At 49.6% G+C, this 19,913-nt stretch carries 9 protein-coding genes; all 9 read right to left on the bottom strand.

Annotation, left to right across the window (positions count from 1 at the left end; all coding sequences use genetic code 11):
• The 9 genes from MHB80_RS14040 to fabG all read right to left on the bottom strand — a co-directional run bounded on the left by MHB80_RS14040 (position 1) and on the right by fabG (position 19,912).
• Positions 1–7,677, bottom strand: coding sequence for an SDR family NAD(P)-dependent oxidoreductase (locus MHB80_RS14040; protein ID WP_341282699.1), 7,677 nt, complete (start codon positions 7,675–7,677; stop codon positions 1–3).
• 28 nt (positions 7,678–7,705) lie between these two features.
• Positions 7,706–10,261, bottom strand: coding sequence for a non-ribosomal peptide synthetase (locus MHB80_RS14035; protein ID WP_341282698.1), 2,556 nt, complete (start codon positions 10,259–10,261; stop codon positions 7,706–7,708).
• Positions 10,262–10,319: 58 nt separating this feature from the next.
• Positions 10,320–11,033, bottom strand: a complete 714-nt coding sequence (locus tag MHB80_RS14030) for a thioesterase domain-containing protein (RefSeq protein WP_341282697.1) — start codon at positions 11,031–11,033, stop codon at positions 10,320–10,322.
• Between the two features lie 9 nt (positions 11,034–11,042).
• Entirely contained in the window at positions 11,043–13,067 is a 2,025-nt protein-coding gene (locus MHB80_RS14025; RefSeq protein ID WP_341282696.1) for a carbamoyltransferase C-terminal domain-containing protein, read from the bottom strand.
• Between the two features lie 60 nt (positions 13,068–13,127).
• Entirely contained in the window at positions 13,128–15,155 is a 2,028-nt protein-coding gene (locus MHB80_RS14020; RefSeq protein ID WP_341282695.1) for a carbamoyltransferase C-terminal domain-containing protein, read from the bottom strand.
• Positions 15,156–15,220: 65 nt separating this feature from the next.
• The gene (locus tag MHB80_RS14015) at positions 15,221–17,008 is read right to left on the bottom strand and encodes an ABC transporter ATP-binding protein (RefSeq protein WP_341282694.1); all 1,788 of its coding nucleotides are present in this window, start codon (positions 17,006–17,008) and stop codon (positions 15,221–15,223) included.
• Positions 17,009–17,012: 4 nt separating this feature from the next.
• Positions 17,013–18,797 (bottom strand): ABC transporter ATP-binding protein, encoded by a 1,785-nt coding sequence (locus tag MHB80_RS14010; protein ID WP_341282693.1) that lies wholly within the window; start codon positions 18,795–18,797, stop codon positions 17,013–17,015.
• A 56-nt stretch (positions 18,798–18,853) separates the two neighbouring features.
• Positions 18,854–19,129, bottom strand: a complete 276-nt coding sequence (locus MHB80_RS14005; protein WP_341282692.1) for a phosphopantetheine-binding protein — start codon at positions 19,127–19,129, stop codon at positions 18,854–18,856.
• A gap of 42 nt (positions 19,130–19,171) precedes the next feature.
• The gene (gene fabG, locus MHB80_RS14000) at positions 19,172–19,912 is read right to left on the bottom strand and encodes a 3-oxoacyl-[acyl-carrier-protein] reductase (RefSeq protein ID WP_341282691.1); all 741 of its coding nucleotides are present in this window, start codon (positions 19,910–19,912) and stop codon (positions 19,172–19,174) included.
• Position 19,913: the final 1 nt, after the last annotated feature.

Genomic DNA, 19,913 nt, shown 5'->3' with positions numbered 1-19,913 from the left:
TCACCTCTCTTTGGAGCCAAGCTTGGAGAGCACCTGTTCAAGATCGAGCGCCCCATTATCAAGCTCGTCAAACATCCGGTTTAATTCGTCATCCTGCAGTACCGTCCGATTGTTTATCGGGGCAGCTGCCGTGTCCATCCCTGCTTGCCGCCGTTCGATATGCTTAGCCAGCTTATGAACCGTCGGGTACTCGAACATATCGGTAATGACAACTTCTTCGGTGTACAGCTGCGAAAGCTTCTGATAAATCTGCCGAATCATTAGCGAGTCAGCACCCATTTCGAAAAAGCTTTCATGGATGTCGATTTCGGTAAATCCGAGCACGCCTTTGCAAGCCTCGGCAACCTGCCGCTCGGTATCGCTGAACGCATCATGCTCGCTTCCGATCAGCGTAACAGCTGCATATCCGGCAGACTTAGATGATCTATCCGGCGCTTGCGCCAGACGTTCGTTCAACGCCTCAAGGCTTGTCATAATGTCATCTGACAATTGAACCGCATAGTTATGCAGCCACAACGCCATTCTGCTCTCCAAATGCAGTTCCCCGATCAGCACTCTGCTTTGCGGCGTGCACCAAACAAGGTCCAGCAGCTCCATCGCACGGGCAGCCTGTATCGTTTTAAAAATCGTATCCGCCTGAAAATTTTGATCAGAAGCCATGCCCTTGCCTTGCCATGTCGTCCAATTAATCGTCAACCTTCGTCTTCCATCGCTTGATGGCGCTGTACTATAGGCATCAAGATAGGCGTTTGCCGCCAGATAGTCGCTTTGATAGCCCGTCTCGAACATCGTCGCAATAGAGGAATACATAATGAAGAAATCGAGACGATCCTGCTGAGTCAGCTGATCCAGCAGCCATGTGCCGTAGATTTTGGCACTGATGACTTGCTCAAACGTATCCAAGCTCTTATCCATTATGGACTCGGTACGTGCTATACCTGCGCCATGTACGATTCCTTTGATTTCCCCGTGCGTTAGCCGGATATCTTCCAGCATCGCTGCGGTTTCATCGTAATGGGATACATCAGAGCGATATACAATCACTTCTGAGCCACTAGCTTCGATCTCTCGAATGCCTGCTATTTTCTCGCACAGCTTGTGATCCTCGTTTTGCAGCAAAATGCCATCCCACGTCCGCCGATCAGGCAGTTCGGAACGATTGACTAGGACCAGCTTTATGCGGCCTTTGGTGCTTAGCCATTTTGCCGTCTCAAGTCCTATTCCGCCTGTGCCGCCCGTTATGAGATAGACGCCTCCTGCTTGAACAGTCAGTTCCTCGCCGCTAGGCGTATTTAGACTGCTGCATGGCTCAAATATCTCGACATAACGAGTACCGTTTCGAAAAGCAACGAGTCTGGCGTCTGAATTTATCGATAATTCAGATAAAACATCCTCCAGCTTCAGCTCTTCGTCCATGTCGATGCTGCGGCAGCTTATATTCGAATGCTCTTTGGAGAGTGCTTTGGCTAGCCCAAGCAGTGGAGCATTTTCGGGCCGAAGCTGCTGTTCTGCCCCTGTAATGCGGCAGGCATTTTCAGTCAGCACGATCATTTCCGCAGCTTGCTCAAAACCGCATGCTGCCCACGCCTTCATAATCAGGAACAAGCTCATTGCGCCTCTATGCTGGCTTACTTTCAGCTCTTCTATGCTGGATATACTGCTTCTCGTCAGGCTGCCGCAATGGATGATTTGAGCAATTCCTTGCTCCGCTGCCTCCTGCAAAAGCTGGCTATAGCAATCTAGCATTCTCCCTTCTACCGCAGTCATCTCCTCGGTAATGGACCAATCAGGGGTCTGCGCTATGAGCACCTGCCTGCCCTGATTTCTTAATGCGCTGGCCAAACGGTCAGCAAAGCCTTCGCTGTCCTTGACGATGACTGTGATACCACCAGCGGGCTTGGCCGCTGAAACCACTAATCGTTCCTGCTGTTTCCAGCTCATCGTAAAGGCAGATGGCAGCTTATCCGTTACGACAGCAGTGTCAGCAGAAGCAGCATGGAGCAAGGCTTGCTTCGCATATTTAGGGAAGTCCGCCCAGCATTTCGTCCGCTCGAACGGATAAACCGGCAGTTGAACTTTGGCGTGCGGCTGTTCAGCATAGAGCTGCTCCCACGGGATATCTGCACCCTGCACATAAAGCTGGCAAAGCTGCTCCAGTGCTTCGGTACGAGATGCCACCGGTGCATTTTCCAACGCCAAGACGGCTTGCTCGCCTTCTCGTCCGAGCTCGCTTTTTCTCGCCTCTGTAATGTCGCCTGGGCTGCGAATACTGCGCTCGTCGCTTACCGCCCGGTATTCGCCGTAATAAACACCTTCCGCTGAAAGCGAGCTGAATGTCTCCTGCTCGGCCAAATGCTTCAGCTTGCCGGTCAGGTCAGCCCCATCAGAGACAATAAGGGCAAGGCGGTGAGAGTAATGTCCTCTCCCTGTATTCGCCGTATAACATATGTCAGCAAGTGTCCCGGCAGCGCCATTCATAAAGCGGTCGGCATAATGTCGGGTCAACCTTCTAAGCGATTCTCTGCTGGCCGCTGATAAAGTCAATATTTGAGGCGGTGATTGCCGCTTCTCTTCCTCTTCAGATTCAGCAACCTCCGGTGTGTACTCCTCAATAATCATGTGACAGTTCGTGCCGCTTAGGCCAAAAGAGCTGACCGCGCATCTCATGGGCTGCTCTTCATTTTCCCATTTTCTTGATTGGGCGTTGATGAACAGCGGAGAATCATGCAGGTCGATTTTTGGATTTGGCGTTTGGAAGTAGAGCGTCGGCGGTATTACCCGATGCTTGAGCGCCATGACCGATTTAATAATGGAGGCCATTCCGGCCCCTTCGTTTAGATGGCCGATGTTCGACTTTACAGAACCGATTGCACAAAACTGCTTCTTGTCCGTATAAGACTCGATTGCCTGCTTCAAGCCGCTGATTTCAATCGGATCGCCAAGAGCAGTACCTGTGCCATGTGCTTCAAAAAAGGCGATCGACTCCGGATGAATGCCCGCCTTCTCCCACGCCCGCGTTATAACGTCAGTCTGTGCGGCCGGATTTGGCGCGGTAATGCCCATTGATGCGCCATCCTGATTGATGGCGCTCCCTTTAATAACGGCATGGATATGATCGCCATCTGCCTTGGCTTTGCTAAGCGGCTTGAGTATGATGGCCGCTGTTCCTTCGCCGCTGCCTGAACCATCCGCATAGGCGTCGAATGTGCGCGTTTTCCCATCCGTAGATTCAATGCCGATTTTGTTATGCTCATGGTCAAGCGGAATGAGAAACAGCTTTACACCGCCGACAATCGCCATGTCGCAATCACCGCCCCGGATCGCATTGCTCGCCAAATGCACAGCAACTAATGAGGAGGAGCAGGCAGTATCCACGACCATAGTCGGCCCCTTCAAATCGAGCAAATGGGAAATGCGGCTTGGAAGCATCGCTGATACGTTGCCGACAATCGCTTCCGACATCATGACAGGATCAACATCGGTCAGCATCTTCTGATACGAATCGCGAATAATGTTGGCAAACCCGACATAAATGCCTGTTCGGCTGCCGCGCAGCTTATCACCGCCATACCCCGCATCCTCAATAGCATGCCACGCCTTCTGCATAAACACCCTCTGGCAAGGGTCGGTCAAATTAGCTTCCTTCGGCGATATTCGGAAAAACCGGTAATCAAACTCATCAATACCTTCTACAAAAGCGCAGTCCATATAGCCGGGATGTTCGTCAGGAGACTGTCCTGTAGCTGCCAGATAGTCCTCTGCGTAAATGCGCCGCTCTTGCGGGATAGGTCCCGTGCAATCTACGGCATTGCTGATGTTAGTCCAGTATTGGTCAACGGAATCTGCTCCTGGAAACAGCGCAGACATTCCGATAATAGCTATGTCATCATCATGCGAGGCAGGGACATGCCTAGCAGCGGTATTTTGCTTGACCGCTTTGCCGTCTTCCTTAGTCAAAAATGACGCCAGCTTGGCTATTGAAGCGTAAGCGAATAAATCGGCTATTGAGGTTTGTCCCGTGTACCGCTGATCTACCAGCTTATGCAGGCGATGCAGCTGCACCGAATCTCCGCCTAGCTCGAAGAACGTATCGTGGATGCTCAGCTCCTCGTAACCGAGCACCTCGCGGTACAGACCCGCAAGCGTCTGCTCCACTTCGGAGTAAGAGCCGTTCTTGCTGCCTAGAAGCTTCACCTTCGCTTCCTGCATAGGCAGCGCCTTGCCTAGAACTGCCTGCTCCCTGCTGCTGTCACTAAACATGATAGCTCGCAGCTTTTCCGGCAAGTGGAATACATCTTTGCTGAACAGCTCCAAACCGCTCGGATTAGACGTATTCACTTCACCGATTAATACACGGGCCAGATCTTTGCTGACGGCTTGATCGAATCCATGGAGCGCTAATGCTCGGGGCAGCGTTTTGAAAATGCTGTCGATCGTTTCGCTCGTTCCTTCTCCCATTCGCGCCCCATCCCATACGACCCAGTTGATGGAAAGGGCCGGCTTGCCGAGCTTCCTCCGATAATCAGCAAAAGCATCCAGATAGCAGTTGGCAGCTGTATAATCGCCTTGCCCCATCTCTCCAACAAGGGCAACGCCTGACGAAAATAAAACGAAGAAGTCGAGCTCATCCTGCTCGGTAACTTTATCTAAAATCCAGGTACCCGTAACCTTCGGATTTAGCACCTCTTCGAATACGGCAGTGTCCTTGCGAATGAGAAAGCCTCTGCCCGCTACGCCAGCCGCATGGATGACGCCATTTATTTTTCCATATTTTTGCCGCAGCCTCTCCATTGTGGCGCTCATTTCATCCAAGGAGGTGACGTTAAGCGGGATGCACTCTACCTGTGCTCCAGTAGCAGCAATTTCTTGCAGCTTCTTGATGGTGTCATGCAGCCGTGATCCGCCATCCTGCTCCAAATACGAGGGCCAGTCCTCCTGCTTCGGCAGCGGGGTACGGTTTAACAGCGCCAGATTTATTTTCCCTTTTGACGCCAAATGTTTCGCCGTAAGCAGCCCGAGGTTTCCAGCGCCGCCTGTGATGACATACACGCCTTCCTCTTTCATAGAAACGGGCTTGCCTTGCATTTGCTCAACATCCGTCTCTTCCATTATTTCTGCAAAACGCTTGCCGTTCCGATAGGCGATCTGATAGGTCGTTTTGTTAAGACCCATCTCCGAAATGACATCGCGTGCAGCAGTCGAAGCATCTACATCTATCGCTCTGCAAGTAATATGCGGGTATTCAATGCCAATGACTTTACCTAAGCCGAACAATGGCGAGTTTTCTGGCTTCAGGCACGCTTCCTCTCCAGTAATCCGGTTCACATAGTCGGCTGCGATAATGATTTCATGCTTATGCCCAACGCCTGCTCTCAGGAGCGCTTTAGTCAAATGGAACAAGCTGTATACGCCTAAGCTTTGTCTTTCACTTAGCTGCTCCACCGACATCATCTCATTCGGTCCGTTGTAGCAAAGCAAATGCAGTATTTTTGTGAAATTCACATGTTTAATGGCTTCCGTCAGTTTGTCGTAATCTTCCTCTTTCTCGCTGATGATGTAGGACTCCGGGCTAAGCACCTGGTAGTGCGAGCCCCGCTTAACATGTATGCAATGAACGCCTTCCTCCTCTAGCTGCTGCGAGAGCTGATGCCATTCGCCCATAATAAGGACCGTTTCCCCCCGCATGGTGCGGGTGCGATGATCTGCCGCCTCCTCCATCCACTTCATCGTGTAAAAGAGTGCGTTTGCACGCTCAGCAGGTGCAGACTCTGGGATTTGCAGCCAGCTGCGCTTCCGCTCAAACGGATAAACGGGGATATGCGCCCTTTTGGCTCTGCTTCCTCTGTACATAGCGGACCATCCAATAGCCGCTCCAGCTGTATACAGCTCTGCGATTTGCTGGAGCAGTTCTGGGCGCTCAAGCACGGCAGCGGTTTTCAACTGTTTGACAAGCTGCTCGGCCAGCTGTGCGAAATGAGCATGATCGCCTGCCAGCTTCGATGTACCATAAGAAAGCCAGGGAACATCCAAGCTCGTTAGATGCTGCCGACATGCGATTAGCTGATGCAGCTTCTGCTTAAGATCGGCGATATCTGTGGCAATAAAAGCGAGACGAAGCGGATGATGATCGCGCCCTGCCGCCAGCGTATAGCTAATATCCTTAAGGCTGGCCCGTTGTTCCCCTTCAAAATATTCGCCCATATGGAGAAGCAGCGTATGCAGCGCTTCCTCGCTTTTCGCCGATAGCGGAATCATATACGATTGCTCCGGGGCGGCTGCCGCCAGTTCAGTGGTCGCGGCCTGAGCGGTATATTCCTCCAGCACCATATGACAGTTGGTACCCGACAAGCCGAATGAGCTGACACCGCAGCGCCTTGGAGCCTCTCCCTGCGCCCATGGCTTCTGGGACGTGTTTATGTATACCGGCGAATCGATGAACGGAATTTGTTTATTCGGCGTCTTAAAGTGAATGCTTGGCGGAAGCAGCTGATGCTTGAGCGCCAGTGCCGCTTTAATTAGCCCGGCTATTCCTGCACAATCATAGAGATGTCCAATATTCGTCTTCACTGATCCGATGGCACAAAACTGCTTCTTGTCCGTATATTTTTCGAACGCCTTGCTGATTCCTTCAATTTCAATCGGGTCGCCCAGCTTTGTCCCCGTGCCATGTGTTTCGATATAGGCAAGCGTTGCTGGGTCAATGCCCGCCTCCTTCCAAGCCTTACTTAGAACGGCCGTTTGGGCGGAAGGATTCGGAGCCGTAATCCCCATGGAAGCGCCATCCTGATTCACCGCGCTGCCCTTGATGACGCAATAGATCGAATCGCCATCCCGCTTAGCTTTGCTGAGGGGCTTGAGCAGAACAATCGCTGCGCCTTCCCCCATTCCCGATCCGTCGGCTTCATCGTCAAAGGCGCGGGTCTCATCATCCGTAGACTCGATGCCCAGCTTCGCGTGATTTTTGTTTTGCGGAAGCAGGTTAATGCGGACAGCGCCAGCCAGCGCCATTTCACAGTCTCCCCGGCGAAGCGCCTGGCAGGCCAGATCGACAGCTATCAGCGAGGAAGAGCATGCGGTGTCCACGGTCATGCTTGGCCCCTTAAAGTTAAGCAAATAGGAAATCCGGCTTGGAATAATAGAAGATAAATTTCCCGGCATCGCTGCCGATACCAAGGTGGGATCAACGGCTTCAATCATCTCCCGGTATACATAGCTTTCAACGTCTCCGATATGGCCGGCATAAACCCCGATGTTGCTGCCAGAAAGCTGCTGCGGCCCATAACCTGCATCTTCAAACGCATTCCATGCTGCCTCTAGAAATACACGCTGACGAGGATTCATCAGCAGCGCTTCCTTCGGCGGAATGTTGAAGAAAGAATAGTCAAATGCGTCAATATCCTCTAGATAAGCGCCGTTGGAGTAGGGAAGTTCCGCTTGTCCCGAATATCTGACATACCGATCAGCATCCTCCCGACGCTTTTCCGGAAATTTCGTGACGCAGCTTACCCCATTTTTAATATTTTGCCAGAACGCCTCTGTGTTGCGGGCATTTGGAAAACGCGTATAAATACCGATGATGGCAATATCGTGGTGATTGGCTTCCTTTATGGCTGCCGTTGGCAGCTCGTCCTGGCTTCTTAGACGCAATTGCGTCAAATCCGGCGATTTCGTCTTCAACTTCATCCCCCTGTTCTTCAGCGGTTCGCTAGACCGAAACCTTATCGCTATTCTCCACGATATCAGCGAGCAACAGCATGTATTGGGTAAAAAGCTCCTTTATTTTGTGCTCCTTCAGTTTTCGGGAGTTAAAGCCGCACAGCACCTCGACTTGCTCATCGTATTCTGCGAGCTCGACCACAAGATCAAACACTTCAAGCCATTGACCTTGCGTGGATGCGGCATCTGCCTGAATAACGAAGAGCGGCAAAATCCGAAGCTCTTCACTTTGCTGGATGCGATCCAGATCCTTGGCCGTGTAGACGGATTCATCTCCATCCTCATTGCCGCTAGGGGCTTCCAGCTTCGTTACAGCAAGCTCAATCAGCGTCTCCAAGGAATCTACCTCTGCAAAATCGATGGTCAGCGAGCGGAACTGATTTTCATCAGCCGCCACTTGAACATGAATCGTGTCCTCACCGGATGCCAGCTTCAGCAAATAAAGAAAACCGGACAACAGGACATGCTTGAGGTCCGTCTTCGCCTCATCAGCCATAGCTTGAAGCACGCTGCATGTTTCGGAATCCAGCTCAGCCTCAAAGGCTGAAACGCCCTGACTGCCCTCCTTGTTAAAGTAGGCTTCATCCATGCTGACGGATGGTAGGCTTAGACTCCCGCCGCGGTCGATAAACGCAGTCAGTTTAGCAATCGTCGGATATTTGTACAGATCAGGCACGGATACGCTGCAGCCATGCCATTTTTCCAGTTCATCGGAGAGCTGGGTGAGAATCAGCGAGTTGCCTCCGCTTTCATTAAAATGGTCGTGGATACCAAGCTCCCGCCCCAGCAAGTCTTGGCAGAGCCTCAGCAGCAGCTGCTCTGTATTTTCGGAGGCAGCCTGCTTGCTTTTGATGCTCTCCATGTCACGAATGAGCGAGTCAAACTGCCCGCTCGTGTATTGCTCACCCAGCTTATAGCGCTGTATTTTTCCGCTCGTTGTTTTGGGTATGGATTTGACAGGGATAACATGGTCGACAAAGATGCCCATCTTCCGGTGAATATGCCGCTTGACCCGGCTGGCAAGCTCGCAGAACGCCTCCAGATTTTTACCCCTGTACAACAGGAACAGGCATGCTTCCTCCGTATCCGCGAGCTTCCCTTTCGTTCCGCAGGCTGCGACATTCCATAGCTCGACCCCGTCTACTTCCTCCGCCACTCTTTCAATGTCATGGGAGAAAACATTTTGCCCGTTGACGAACAATATGTCCTTTGCCCTTCCAACAAGGACTAGCCGCCCATGAAGCATAAATCCAATATCTGCTGTATTCAGCCAGTCATCTGCCAGCCTTTCAGCTGCTTCCGGTTCGTTATAGTACCCTCGGGTGACACTCGGCCCTTTAATTAAAATGTAACCGACCGTAGACATAGGAAGCGGCCTGCCCTGTTCATCCCCAATCATTACTTCGCAGCTTTCAATAGAACCACCTACATCTACATAAAGCAGACTGTTTGGCTCCCCTCGCTCAAGCAAACGCACGGTCTCTCCTACTTGGAGAAATCTTCGGTCCACAGCCACTGCCTTGAACGGCTCATGTTGAGGGGTGAAGCAAACGCCAACCGTTCCCTCTGCAAGCCCGTATGCTGGTCTCATGGCTGTCTGCGGGAGATTATACTTTGCTAGCTGCTCCATAAAACGCTCGCTAATTTCCGTTGATATGGGCTCGGCCCCGTTGCAAAGGCAGGAAAGGCCGGATAAATCCCAGCCGTAGTCATGCTCTTGATCGTAAAAGGCCAAAAAATATTTATAGCCGAAATTGGGACTGTACAGCATATTAATGCGGTGCCTATTGGCCTTCTCTATCCACAGAAGCGGGTTAAGAATAAACAGCTTCGTCCGCATAATAAACTGCGAGGATTGTGTATAGGCATGCAGTAGATGCATCGCAATTAAACCCATGTCATGCGTGAGAGGCATCCAGCTTAATACCCGCCCCCCTGCATCTAAATTCCATACTTTCTGCATGGCTGCGACGTTCGCCATAACGTTGCTATGGGTTAGCACCACACCTTTCGGGTCGCCCGTCGATCCAGAAGAGAACTGAATAAATGCAATATCTTCCGGTTCAGCCTCCATAAGATCCGCAATGCTTTCCCCTTTTAAGGACGCCGTGTTTATAAATCGGGCTTTCATGACGTCCACACTTGGACCACATTCCGCGTACTCCTCTGCAAATGAAGCCAAACCGTTCATCGTTGCTTCGCTGCCAATAATATGCGGGGTGCTTAGTTTGCCCCACACCTTATTCACCTTCAGCTTCGTTTCATCATTGGTTGCCACGGTTACCGGGACGGCGATGATCCGCCCCAGTATGCAAGCCCAGAAAACCTCAAGAAACAACCGGTTATCCTGTATTTGCAACAACAGCTCGTGGCCCGCTTGCACCCCGTGATGACGCAAATCCTGGAGCAGACATAGCGAACGCTCGTAAAGCTGGCGGTAGGAGACAAACTCTTCCTCGTCTGCCTCGTTGATAAATGTGATTCCCCGATCAACTATTTCACGGTTTGCTGCGAAAATATGATGCATGAGCTGCTGCTTGTCCATAACCGCTGGCTCACCCCCATTCGTTTTATAGGTTCAGCGCAAAGGTCAATTCGCTCGCTTAGCGTACGCTGCTAAGCAAGGTGCGATTGATATGCTGAATGACCGTGTCAAAGCTGTCGTTAATATAAAAATGTCCGCCCATAAATTTATGGACTGAAAATTCGCCAGTCGTGTGTTTGCCCCATTCGGCAAAATCCCGCTTATTGACATCCCAGTCTTTCACGCCTGTCATCGCATTAATGGCTGTTGACAATGGCTCTCTGCTGCCGTCATAAACATAGGATTCCATCGCATAAAAATCGGCCCGCAATATTGGAAGAAATGCATCCGCAAGCAGCGGGTTTTCAAACAGCTCCGGAGATGTTCCTCCAAGCTCCAGCAGCCGCTCTTTAAGCTGCTCGTCTGGCGTACTTGGATTCACTAAATCCGGTCTTGTAATATGGGGAGCCCATCTGCCAGACACGAATATCATCGTAGGGTCATGACGTTTTTGTTCCCTCAGCTTATGCGACAATTCAAAAGCAAGCATACTACCCATGCTGTGGCCAAAAAAAGCATAAGGGCCATCGTCAATAATCTTGTCGATTTGCTCATACACGTCCTCAATCGCCTCATCAAAGGTGTTGTACAAAGGATCTCTTGGCCGGGCACCTCTGCCTGCAAGCTTCACAGGCACAAAGTCAATATGGTCGGGCATATGTTTTTTCCACTTGTAGTAGTACATGGACGAGGCACCGGCAAAAGGAAAGGCAAGCAGCTTCAGCTTCTTCATCCCGACTCCTTAATGCTTAGCCGATAGGGCTGCCACGCGCTCGGATGGTCTGAGATGAACGAGCCGAAGCGACCAAAGCTCGATAAAATGCTCTGCTATTTCCGGTTTTGTCAGTGCAGTGCCGCCGAGTTCATCGGCAAGCTCGTCCAGCGATTTTTGGCCGTCTGAAAGCTCCAGCATGAGGAATATTTCCTCCGGTATCGCTTTTTTGTATTTATCTCCAAAATGAAGCCTTACTTCATGGAGTGTGCGTTTCGTGCCCTCAGCGGAATAGCCAATCGATTTTTTCAATTCTGAATTGACCAGCCTCGTCGGCACCATATGCAAATAATCAGCCTTGTCTACTTCCTTTTTGTCTACCATATAATCGCCGATAGCCAAGTAGTGGATATTCGTCGTCAGGAAGCTTGCGATCGCATCCTCCTCCGAATCTACGATTGGCTCAACATTGTTGTTGAACGACGTGTTCAGCAAAATCGGCACCCCGGTCAATTTCCGGAATTCATTAATTAGCTCCCAATACCGTTCATTCGTTTCTTTTGAGACCGTCTGAATGCGAGCGGTGCCATCCACATGTGTAACGGCTCCAAGCAGCGGCTGCTTATCCTTTTTTGTCATGAGTACAAAATTCATATACGAGTAAGGCGCTTTCGTACGCGGCATCTCATAGTAGTCGCCCACATGCTCTTCCAAAATCGATGGCGCGAACGGCCGGTAGCCCTCCCGTTTCTTCACCATCTCGTTAATAATGCTCTTGTTCTCCGCTGGCCTTGGATCAGCAAGAATGCTGCGGTTGCCTAGCGCACGCGGACCAAATTCAGAGCGCCCCTGAACCCAGCCAAAGACGGCCCCATCCGCAATTCGCTTGGCTGTCTCCTCGGCGATATTGTCCACCTTGCGGAAGCTGACGAAACGTTCCCACCGTTTTAAAATTTGCTCCAAGCCCTCATTGCCTTGAATTTCGCTTCCCCAATACAGATGCTGCAGCTTCTCCAGCGACTTGTCAGGCGCAAATTTATTGGATACGAACAAGGCACCACCCAGCGCATTGCCTGCATCATGTGCAGCCGGCTGTACGAAAACCTCATCGAAAAGCCCAGCATAAAGTACTTTTCCATTCATGGAGCAGTTATGCGCTACACCGCCTGCCATGGCAAGCTTCGTATGTCCGGTTGCCTGCTGATAATGCGTTAGCATATGCATGACAATCGTTTCGAGCGCCTCCTGCAGGGAAGCGGCCAAATCCATATGCTCCTGAGTAATCGGACCGCCCTTCTTTCTTGGCGTCATAAAATCGAAAAGTGCAGTTGACCAGGCCAAATTAATTTTGAACTTGCCTTCGGGAAGCAGGACATATGCTTTTCTGAGCATCCGTCTGAATTTGCTTGGATCGCCATACGGCGCGAGTCCCATTACCTTGTATTCATCGTGCTGGTGATAGCCCAGCATGCGAATAACCGAAATATAGAAGGAGCCCAAGCTGTTTTCATTGGAGATGCGGTCAAGGATTTTGAAGCTCGTTCCTTCGGCACTAATAATATAGCCGGCGTACCCCTCCTGCGATTCCCCATCAATCGTAACCGTCAAGCTGCGGTCAAAGCCGGACATGAAATGCGCGCTGGCTGCATGGCAAATGTGGTGGTCGACAAAAACGATATTATTCGGGTCGTATTTCGTGCCGTCAATCTGGTAAAAGAAATCTACCAGCAGCTCTCTCGTATTTTTATGCAAGGAGTCGCGATAGAAAAACTCATCCCGCACAAGCAGGTTGGTCTCCTGCTCTCTTGTCGTTATAACAACCTTATCAATATCCGCAAACGTAATACCGAGCCGCTTCAAGCATAAATGGATCGTTTGCAGCGGAGCCTTGCCGGTATGCTTCACCCGGTTCAGCCTTTCTTCCTCTGAGGCGGCAATTACCTCCCCGTCTTTAATAAGAACAGCAGCAGAGTCGTGCGCAATTCCGCCGTAGCCAAACACCTTCAAATCCTCATGCGGCAATTCTATGCCGCCATTAAGACCTAATACTAGCATGATCATCCTCCTATCTATTCTCTTTACTAGATTTACCTGCTCCGCCTTTTACTACATCCTTCAAACGGTAGCTAAAGCAATGGTTTCAAATGGGTGCAAATGAATCAGCCTCAAAGACCATAAGTCTATCAATTCATCTACGATATCCTCTTCGGTCTTATTGCCGCAGCCTGCAAGCTCAACCAGCTCTGCCAGCGTCTTATCCCCGTCGGATAGCTCTAGCAGCCGGTACATCTCTTCCGATAACGCAGTCTTATATTTATCTCCAAAGTGGAGGCGTATTCCGTAACTCGTTTTCTTGCTTCCTTCGGCTGTATAGCCGACCGACTTCTTCAGCTCCGAGCTAAACGGCCGTTTCGGCACAAACTTCATAAATTCTTCCTTGCCGACCGTTTTTTTATCGATGACGTAGTCTCCGATAATCAAGGTGTTAATATTGGTGGTCAGGAAGCTGACAATGGCGTCCTCTTCTGAATCTACAATCGGCTCCGCATTGTTGTTAAACGATGTATTCAGCAGCACTGGCACACCCGTCAGCTTGCGGAATTCATCAATTAAGTGCCAGTACTTCTCATTCGTTTCACGAGATACCGTTTGGATGCGCGCCGTTCCGTCAACGTGAGTAACCGCGCCGAGCAGCTCCTGCTTGTCCTCCCTCGTCTTCAGCACGAAATTCATGTAGGAGTAAGGGGCTTTTGTCTGCGGCAGCACATAATAATCGTCTGCATACTCTTCCAATATGGAAGGGGCAAACGGCCGGTAGCCCTCCCGTTTTTTCACCATGGCATTAATAATGCTTTTGTTTTCCACTGGACGCGGATCAGCCAAAATGCTCCGGTTGCCTAGCGCCCGAGGGCCAAACTCCGAGCGTCCCTGCACCCAACCGATAACTGCTCCCTCCGCAATTAGCTTAGCCGCAACTTCGACAACATGATCTGCTTTGCGGTAGGTAACGAACCGCTCCCATTGCTTCAAAATTTCCAGAATGCGATCATTGTTCTGAATAGCGCTTCCCCAGTAGAGATGCCGCAGCGTTTCTGTCTGCAAGCTTGGAGCCAGCTTGCGGGACTGCAGCAGTGCTCCTCCAAGCGCATTGCCCGCATCATGGGCGGCAGGCTGCACAAACACCTCGTCGAATAAGCCGGAATACAAAATTTTTCCGTTTAGCGTACAGTTGTGCGCTACGCCACCAGCCATGCACAGCTTTTTTCGCCCAGTCGCCTGCTGAAAATGGGCGAGCATATGCATGACAACGTTTTCGAGCGCTTCCTGAAGCGCAGCCGCGATGTCCTTATGCTCCTGGGTAAACAGTTCACCTTTCAACCGCGGGTTCGGAATTGAATCCATCAGCACATAATAGAAGCTTCTATTAAGCCGGAATTTCCCTTCTGGCAGCAAGGTAAACGCTTTCTTAAACAGCCTTCTGAATTTAGCAGGATCTCCATATGGAGCGAGCCCCATTACTTTATATTCATCATGAGTTGTATAGCCGAGAAATTCGATGACTTGCGTGTAAAAGGCCCCTAAGCTGTCATCGTTGGAAATATGGCTGAGCGCCTTGAGCGAAGTTCCTTCAGCATCAAGCACAATTCCGGCACTGCCTTCCAAGGAAGCACCATCTATTGTAACGACAAGCGCTTCATCAAAACCGGACATATAATAGGCGCTCGCCGCATGGCAGTAGTGATGATTTTCAAACACTACATTCTCTTTATTAAAATCCGTATCAAAAAATTGCTTTAGTCGTTCGACCACCCACGCCTTTGGATCACTGTACGGAAATTGCCGATACTGATGCCGATGGGTAGTCGTTTCATATTTAAACTGGGTTTCCTCGCAGTAAAAGACGATTTTATCCACATCGTCCAAACGTATTCCACCCAGCTCCAGACAACGGCGAATCGATAAAATCGGCAGCTTTCCAGAGTGCTTAATCCGATTGAGACGTTCTTCCTCATAGGCAGCCACCACTTGCCCATTCTCAATTAATACAGCTGAAGCATCATGAACCTCTGAATTCAATATCGTTGTTACATATCCATCCTCATGAGGGAAATCGATTCCGCCGCTAATGCCAAGTATCCTCATAATTTCACCCTTTCTTATTTCTTTAAAATCTAGCGAGCGGCAACGTTGCCGCCAGCCTATAATACTTAAGCTTCCTGCTGCATCGCTTGTGGAAGCCACTCTTGGGCTTTCTTCTGTGTATGATGGAGGCGGCTGTATGCGCCACCAGCTGCCAGAAGCTCGTCATGCTTGCCCTGCTCCATAATCCTCCCGCGGTCAACGACTACAATTGTGTCCGCTTGCTCAATGGTGGACAGCCGGTGGGCGATGGCAATCGTCGTCTTCCCTTCCATCAGCCGCTCGATTCCTTGCTGGACCGCCAGCTCTGAATCGCTGTCAAGTGCTGAGGTTGCCTCGTCGAGCAGCAAAATAGGTGCATTTTTCAATATGGCTCGGGCAATGGCTATTCGCTGCTTTTGACCACCGGACAGCCTCACGCCTCTTTCGCCAACCGCGGTATTGTAGCCATCTGCCTGCTCCGTAATAAAATCATGGGCAAACGCTGCACGCGCTGCTTCTACAACTTCTTCAGCCGTCGCGTCCATTTTTCCGTAGCGAATATTTTGCTCGATCGTCCCTTCAAACAGATAGGGATCCTGAGAAACGTAAGCCATCCTATCCCTAAGCTCCTCAAGTGAATATTCCGAAAAGCTTTTGCCCGCAATTCGAATATCGCCGTCGGAGAATGGATAAAATCCAAGCAGCAGCTTCATTATCGTGCTTTTGCCGCCCCCGCTGGGCCCTACAAGCGCGACATGCTGTCCTTTGTCCACCTGAAGATTCAAGCGGTTTAGCACATTTTCGTCTTTGTGGTAGGCAAACGATACGTTTTTGAAATCGAGCATTTCATCTTCGTTTGAGCTTGCGACCGCAACCTCCTTCGAGACAGCTGCATATCGCTCAGGTTCTTCTGCTACATCCAGCAGATCAAACACCCGGTCAGCTCCCGCCAGCGAGGATTGCAAGTTGGCCCAGAAAACGCCTAAATTGCGGAAGAGATTCGTTACGTTCTCCAGCAGTAAAATAACCCCCAGCAAGCTGCCGATTGTCAGCTGGCCGTTAATCAGCATAAAGGCTCCAATAATAAAAGCACCGCCATTATTGATCCACAGCAGAAAATAATTGGTGCTTGTTAAATAGGCGCTTTTTTTCGCTCGCAGTAAAAACAAGTTTGCAAGCCGAGTCGTCGTCTCCTTGTACTTGCGGTTCATCCCATCGACCATCTGAAACGTTCTGCTCACCTGCGTGCCAGCAACGAGATTCGTTAACCGCTCAAGCTGTACGCCGGACTGCTCCTGAATTTCGGTGCCAATCGTTCTAAACGGCTTTGCGTATCTTGAGTTCACGTACGTAGACAGCATTCCTAAAAAAATCATGGCAACGGCAAATCTCCAGTCCAGATAAAACATAATAACGGCTGATATTGTCCCGGTAGCCATTAAGGAAAGAAGCGTAAGTGCTTCTCCAGAAAAGGCATTTTCCATCGTCTGCAGATCATTTGTAATTCTGGACAGGCTGTCACCGCTATGGCTGTTCTCGTAATAAGTAACAGGAAGCTTCTCCATATGATGAAAAACGCGAAGCCGCATGCTGTTCATGATCGTCTTGACCGTTTTACCGTACCAATATTGGAAAAGTGGCGTTAGTATACACATAGCAATGACGATGAGCATGAACTGGATGCTGAGCGTCATAACGGCAGCCATATTTTTCTCGGTTATCGCATCGAGAAAAGTAGAGACCAGCATGGCTGTAATAATCGATACGCTTGAGCTCATGAGACCGAAACCCAGAAAACTTAGAATAAAAGATAGTTTGCGCCGACCAAGCAATTGGGCAAGTCTCGCAATTTGTTGTTTATTGCTCTTTTTCAAGCAACTATGCCCCCTCTTGACCAAGCCCGTACGGCTGGTCTCCACGATTGCTTGCCTGATTGCTGTAAAGACGATGATAAGTGCCGTTTTTGGCAAGCAGCTCTTCATGTGTGCCGCTTTCTTCAATACGCCCCTCGTTCAGCACCAAAATGTGGTCTGCATTCATGACCGTAGACAGGCGATGTGCAACTACCAAAACCGTTTTGTTTCGCATAATCCGGTTAATGGATTGTTGAACAAGCTGTTCGGATTCGGAATCAAGCGCCGAAGTCGCCTCATCCAGCAGCAATATGGGGGCATCCTTTAATATGGCCCTGGCAATCGCTATCCGCTGCTTTTGTCCGCCTGACAGCTTTACTCCCCGTTCACCGACAAGCGTATCGTACCCTTGTGGAAGTACCCGAATAAATTCATGGATATTGGCAAGCTTAGCTGCGGTTTCTACGTCTTCTATGCGGTAGCCGTCATCCGTGCACGCAATATTTTCGGCGATGGAGCCTGGAAAAAGGAATGTATCCTGCGAAACATGTGAAATGAGCGCCCTTGCGGATGACAGCTTCCAATCGGTGAGCGGCTCGTTATACAGCTTGATTTGCCCACCCTTATAATCATAAAAACCGGTTATAAGTTTAAAGATGGTCGATTTGCCTGAACCGCTTGGGCCAACCAAGGCGACCGTTTTACCTTGCGGCAATGTAAAGCTGACCTCGTCAAGCACCTTCGAATGATTGTCATAGGAAAAAGTGACCTGTTTAAATTCAAGTGCAGGAGCTGACAACGAAAGGTTTTCCGGCTGCTTGCCATCCATCCGTTCTGTTTCAGCATCCAGCAATTCAAAAAGATGATCGACAACGCCAGCTGTTATTTTGAATCGGCTAATCTGATTTGGAATTTCTCCCATTCCGGACACGAGATAATTGATGAACTGAACAAACGCGATTAAAGCGCCTATTAAAAGCTGTCCTTCGCTAACCAAATATCCGCCGAACACAAAGAACACAACCAGCGGAGCCGTTCGGACAAATACACTGAGTGCCCCAATAGCAGCAACGCGTTTCTCGATTCTCAGAAAATGTTCAAGCAGCTTGTCAAGCAGCAGCTGGCACTTTTGATACACAACCTGTACCAGATTGTAAGACTTAATCATATAGATGCCGCCAATTGTATCCTGAACAACCGTGCTCATTTGAGCCATGCTTTGCTGCACATCTGCCGCATATTGATTTAACGGGCGGCTGATTTTTTCACTCAAAAAGGTCATAAACAGCAGCATGCCGAAGCAAAACAGCGTAAGCTGCCAATTCATATAAAACATAACCGCAATACAGGCAACGACCCGGACAATATGAAAAATAAGAGCGGCAAAATCATTGTAAATAAACCCTTCAATTTGATTGATGCTGTTCGTCATTCTGGAGCTAAAGTCGCCGGAGTGGCGAGCTTCCATATACGAAATAGGCAGTTTATTAATATGCTCGCTAACTTTATTTTTCAAATCTCGGGTTACAAAGGCGCTATAGCGTCCCGACGAATAAACGCTGAAGAAATTCACAATGATGCCTGTCACTATAAAAAGGAGGATTAATTTTACAGCCTGCATCACGCCATCCATATCGCCAGTCTGGGTGGACGAAAATAAAAGGTTAATAATATAGATGAGCAAAATATCATTTGCCGCTATGATGATCGTGCTTAACAGCTTGAGCGCTATCCAAAACCGATAGGGTTTAAGAAAGACAAACAACCGGCGCATCGACAAGAATGCAGAGTTACGGCTTGCTATTTGCATAAGTGCCCTCCACTATAGGGTAAGATTGCCGCACTGAGCCCCGCGAGCGGAGAAAATTAATGATCTTGCCTTTCAACTAGCTTTTGTACGCTTTCCTTAAACTGCCCCAAGGTAGCAAAATGGTCGATAATTAAAATTTCATTTTCAAACTCGACATCAAATTCATTTTCCAAAGCTACGATTAATTTAACAAAGGAAATCGAGTTAAGGCCTACCGTTTCTAAATCCGATTGCAATACACTCTCATCAATCGTCAACAGCTCAATATTTTTTTGCAAAATTTCATTAAACCTCGCATTAAAATCCGCTACTTTTACTTCCCCACTCATCATGTAACCTCCCTAAAATCGTTCATTTTCACTTTCAAGGCTGCCTTAAATCATTCCTCCATCGACAATAATCGTCTGTCCATATATGTAGCTTGCATCGTCAGAAGCTAGGAATAGGGCTACCTTTGCAATTTCATCAGCCTCGCCTAACCGGCCGCAGGCAATTTTATCAACAAAATGACGGCGCACGCGATCGGGAACTTTCCCGAGCATATCCGTAACGATATATCCTGGTGCAATGGCATTCACACGGATGTTTTTTCCAGATACTTCTCTTGATAGTGATCGAGTCAAGCCAATGAGGCCAGCCTTGGACGCACTATAATTCGTCTGACTTGAGGCACCAGCTAAGGCGGAAACGGAGGAAATATTCACGATGACTCCGTGCCTCTTGCTGATCATCGAAGGCAGCACCGCTTTGCAGCAATTGTAGGCGCCTTTCAAATTTGTATTAATGACCTTATCCCAGGAGGATTCCTCCATCAGCATCAGAAAAGCATCTTCCGTTACGCCCGCATTGTTGACCAGCACATCAATCTTTCCAAACTCCTGAACAGCCTCCTCGATTACAGCAAGCGTATTCATATGATCGGATACATCCAGCGCGAACGCTTTCGCCTTGCCCCCATTTTCCTGCAGGGAAGCTTCCAGCTTCTCAGCTTCGTCCTCACTGCTTTTATAGGTAAAGAGAACAGTAGCACCTTCACTAGCAAAAGCCTGTACGATGGCGTAGCCGATTCCTTTTGCTCCTCCGGTAATAAAGACGACTTTATCGGCAAATTTCAAA

This window comes from Paenibacillus sp. FSL H8-0537 (genome assembly GCF_038051995.1).
Lineage (GTDB): Bacteria > Bacillota > Bacilli > Paenibacillales > Paenibacillaceae > Pristimantibacillus.
This window is presented reverse-complemented; position numbering and strand designations above follow the sequence as displayed.

Excerpts from the sequence above, each read along its gene's own strand:
- MHB80_RS14005 (WP_341282692.1), bottom strand. The coding sequence starts at position 19,129 with ATGATGAGTGGGGAAGTAAAAGTAGCGGATTTTAATGCGAGGTTTAAT.
- MHB80_RS14010 (WP_341282693.1), bottom strand. The coding sequence starts at position 18,797 with ATGCAAATAGCAAGCCGTAACTCTGCATTCTTGTCGATGCGCCGGTTG.
- MHB80_RS14025 (WP_341282696.1), bottom strand. The coding sequence starts at position 13,067 with ATGCTAGTATTAGGTCTTAATGGCGGCATAGAATTGCCGCATGAGGAT.
- MHB80_RS14035 (WP_341282698.1), bottom strand. The coding sequence starts at position 10,261 with ATGGACAAGCAGCAGCTCATGCATCATATTTTCGCAGCAAACCGTGAA.
- MHB80_RS14030 (WP_341282697.1), bottom strand. The coding sequence starts at position 11,033 with ATGAAGAAGCTGAAGCTGCTTGCCTTTCCTTTTGCCGGTGCCTCGTCC.
- MHB80_RS14020 (WP_341282695.1), bottom strand. The coding sequence starts at position 15,155 with ATGAGGATACTTGGCATTAGCGGCGGAATCGATTTCCCTCATGAGGAT.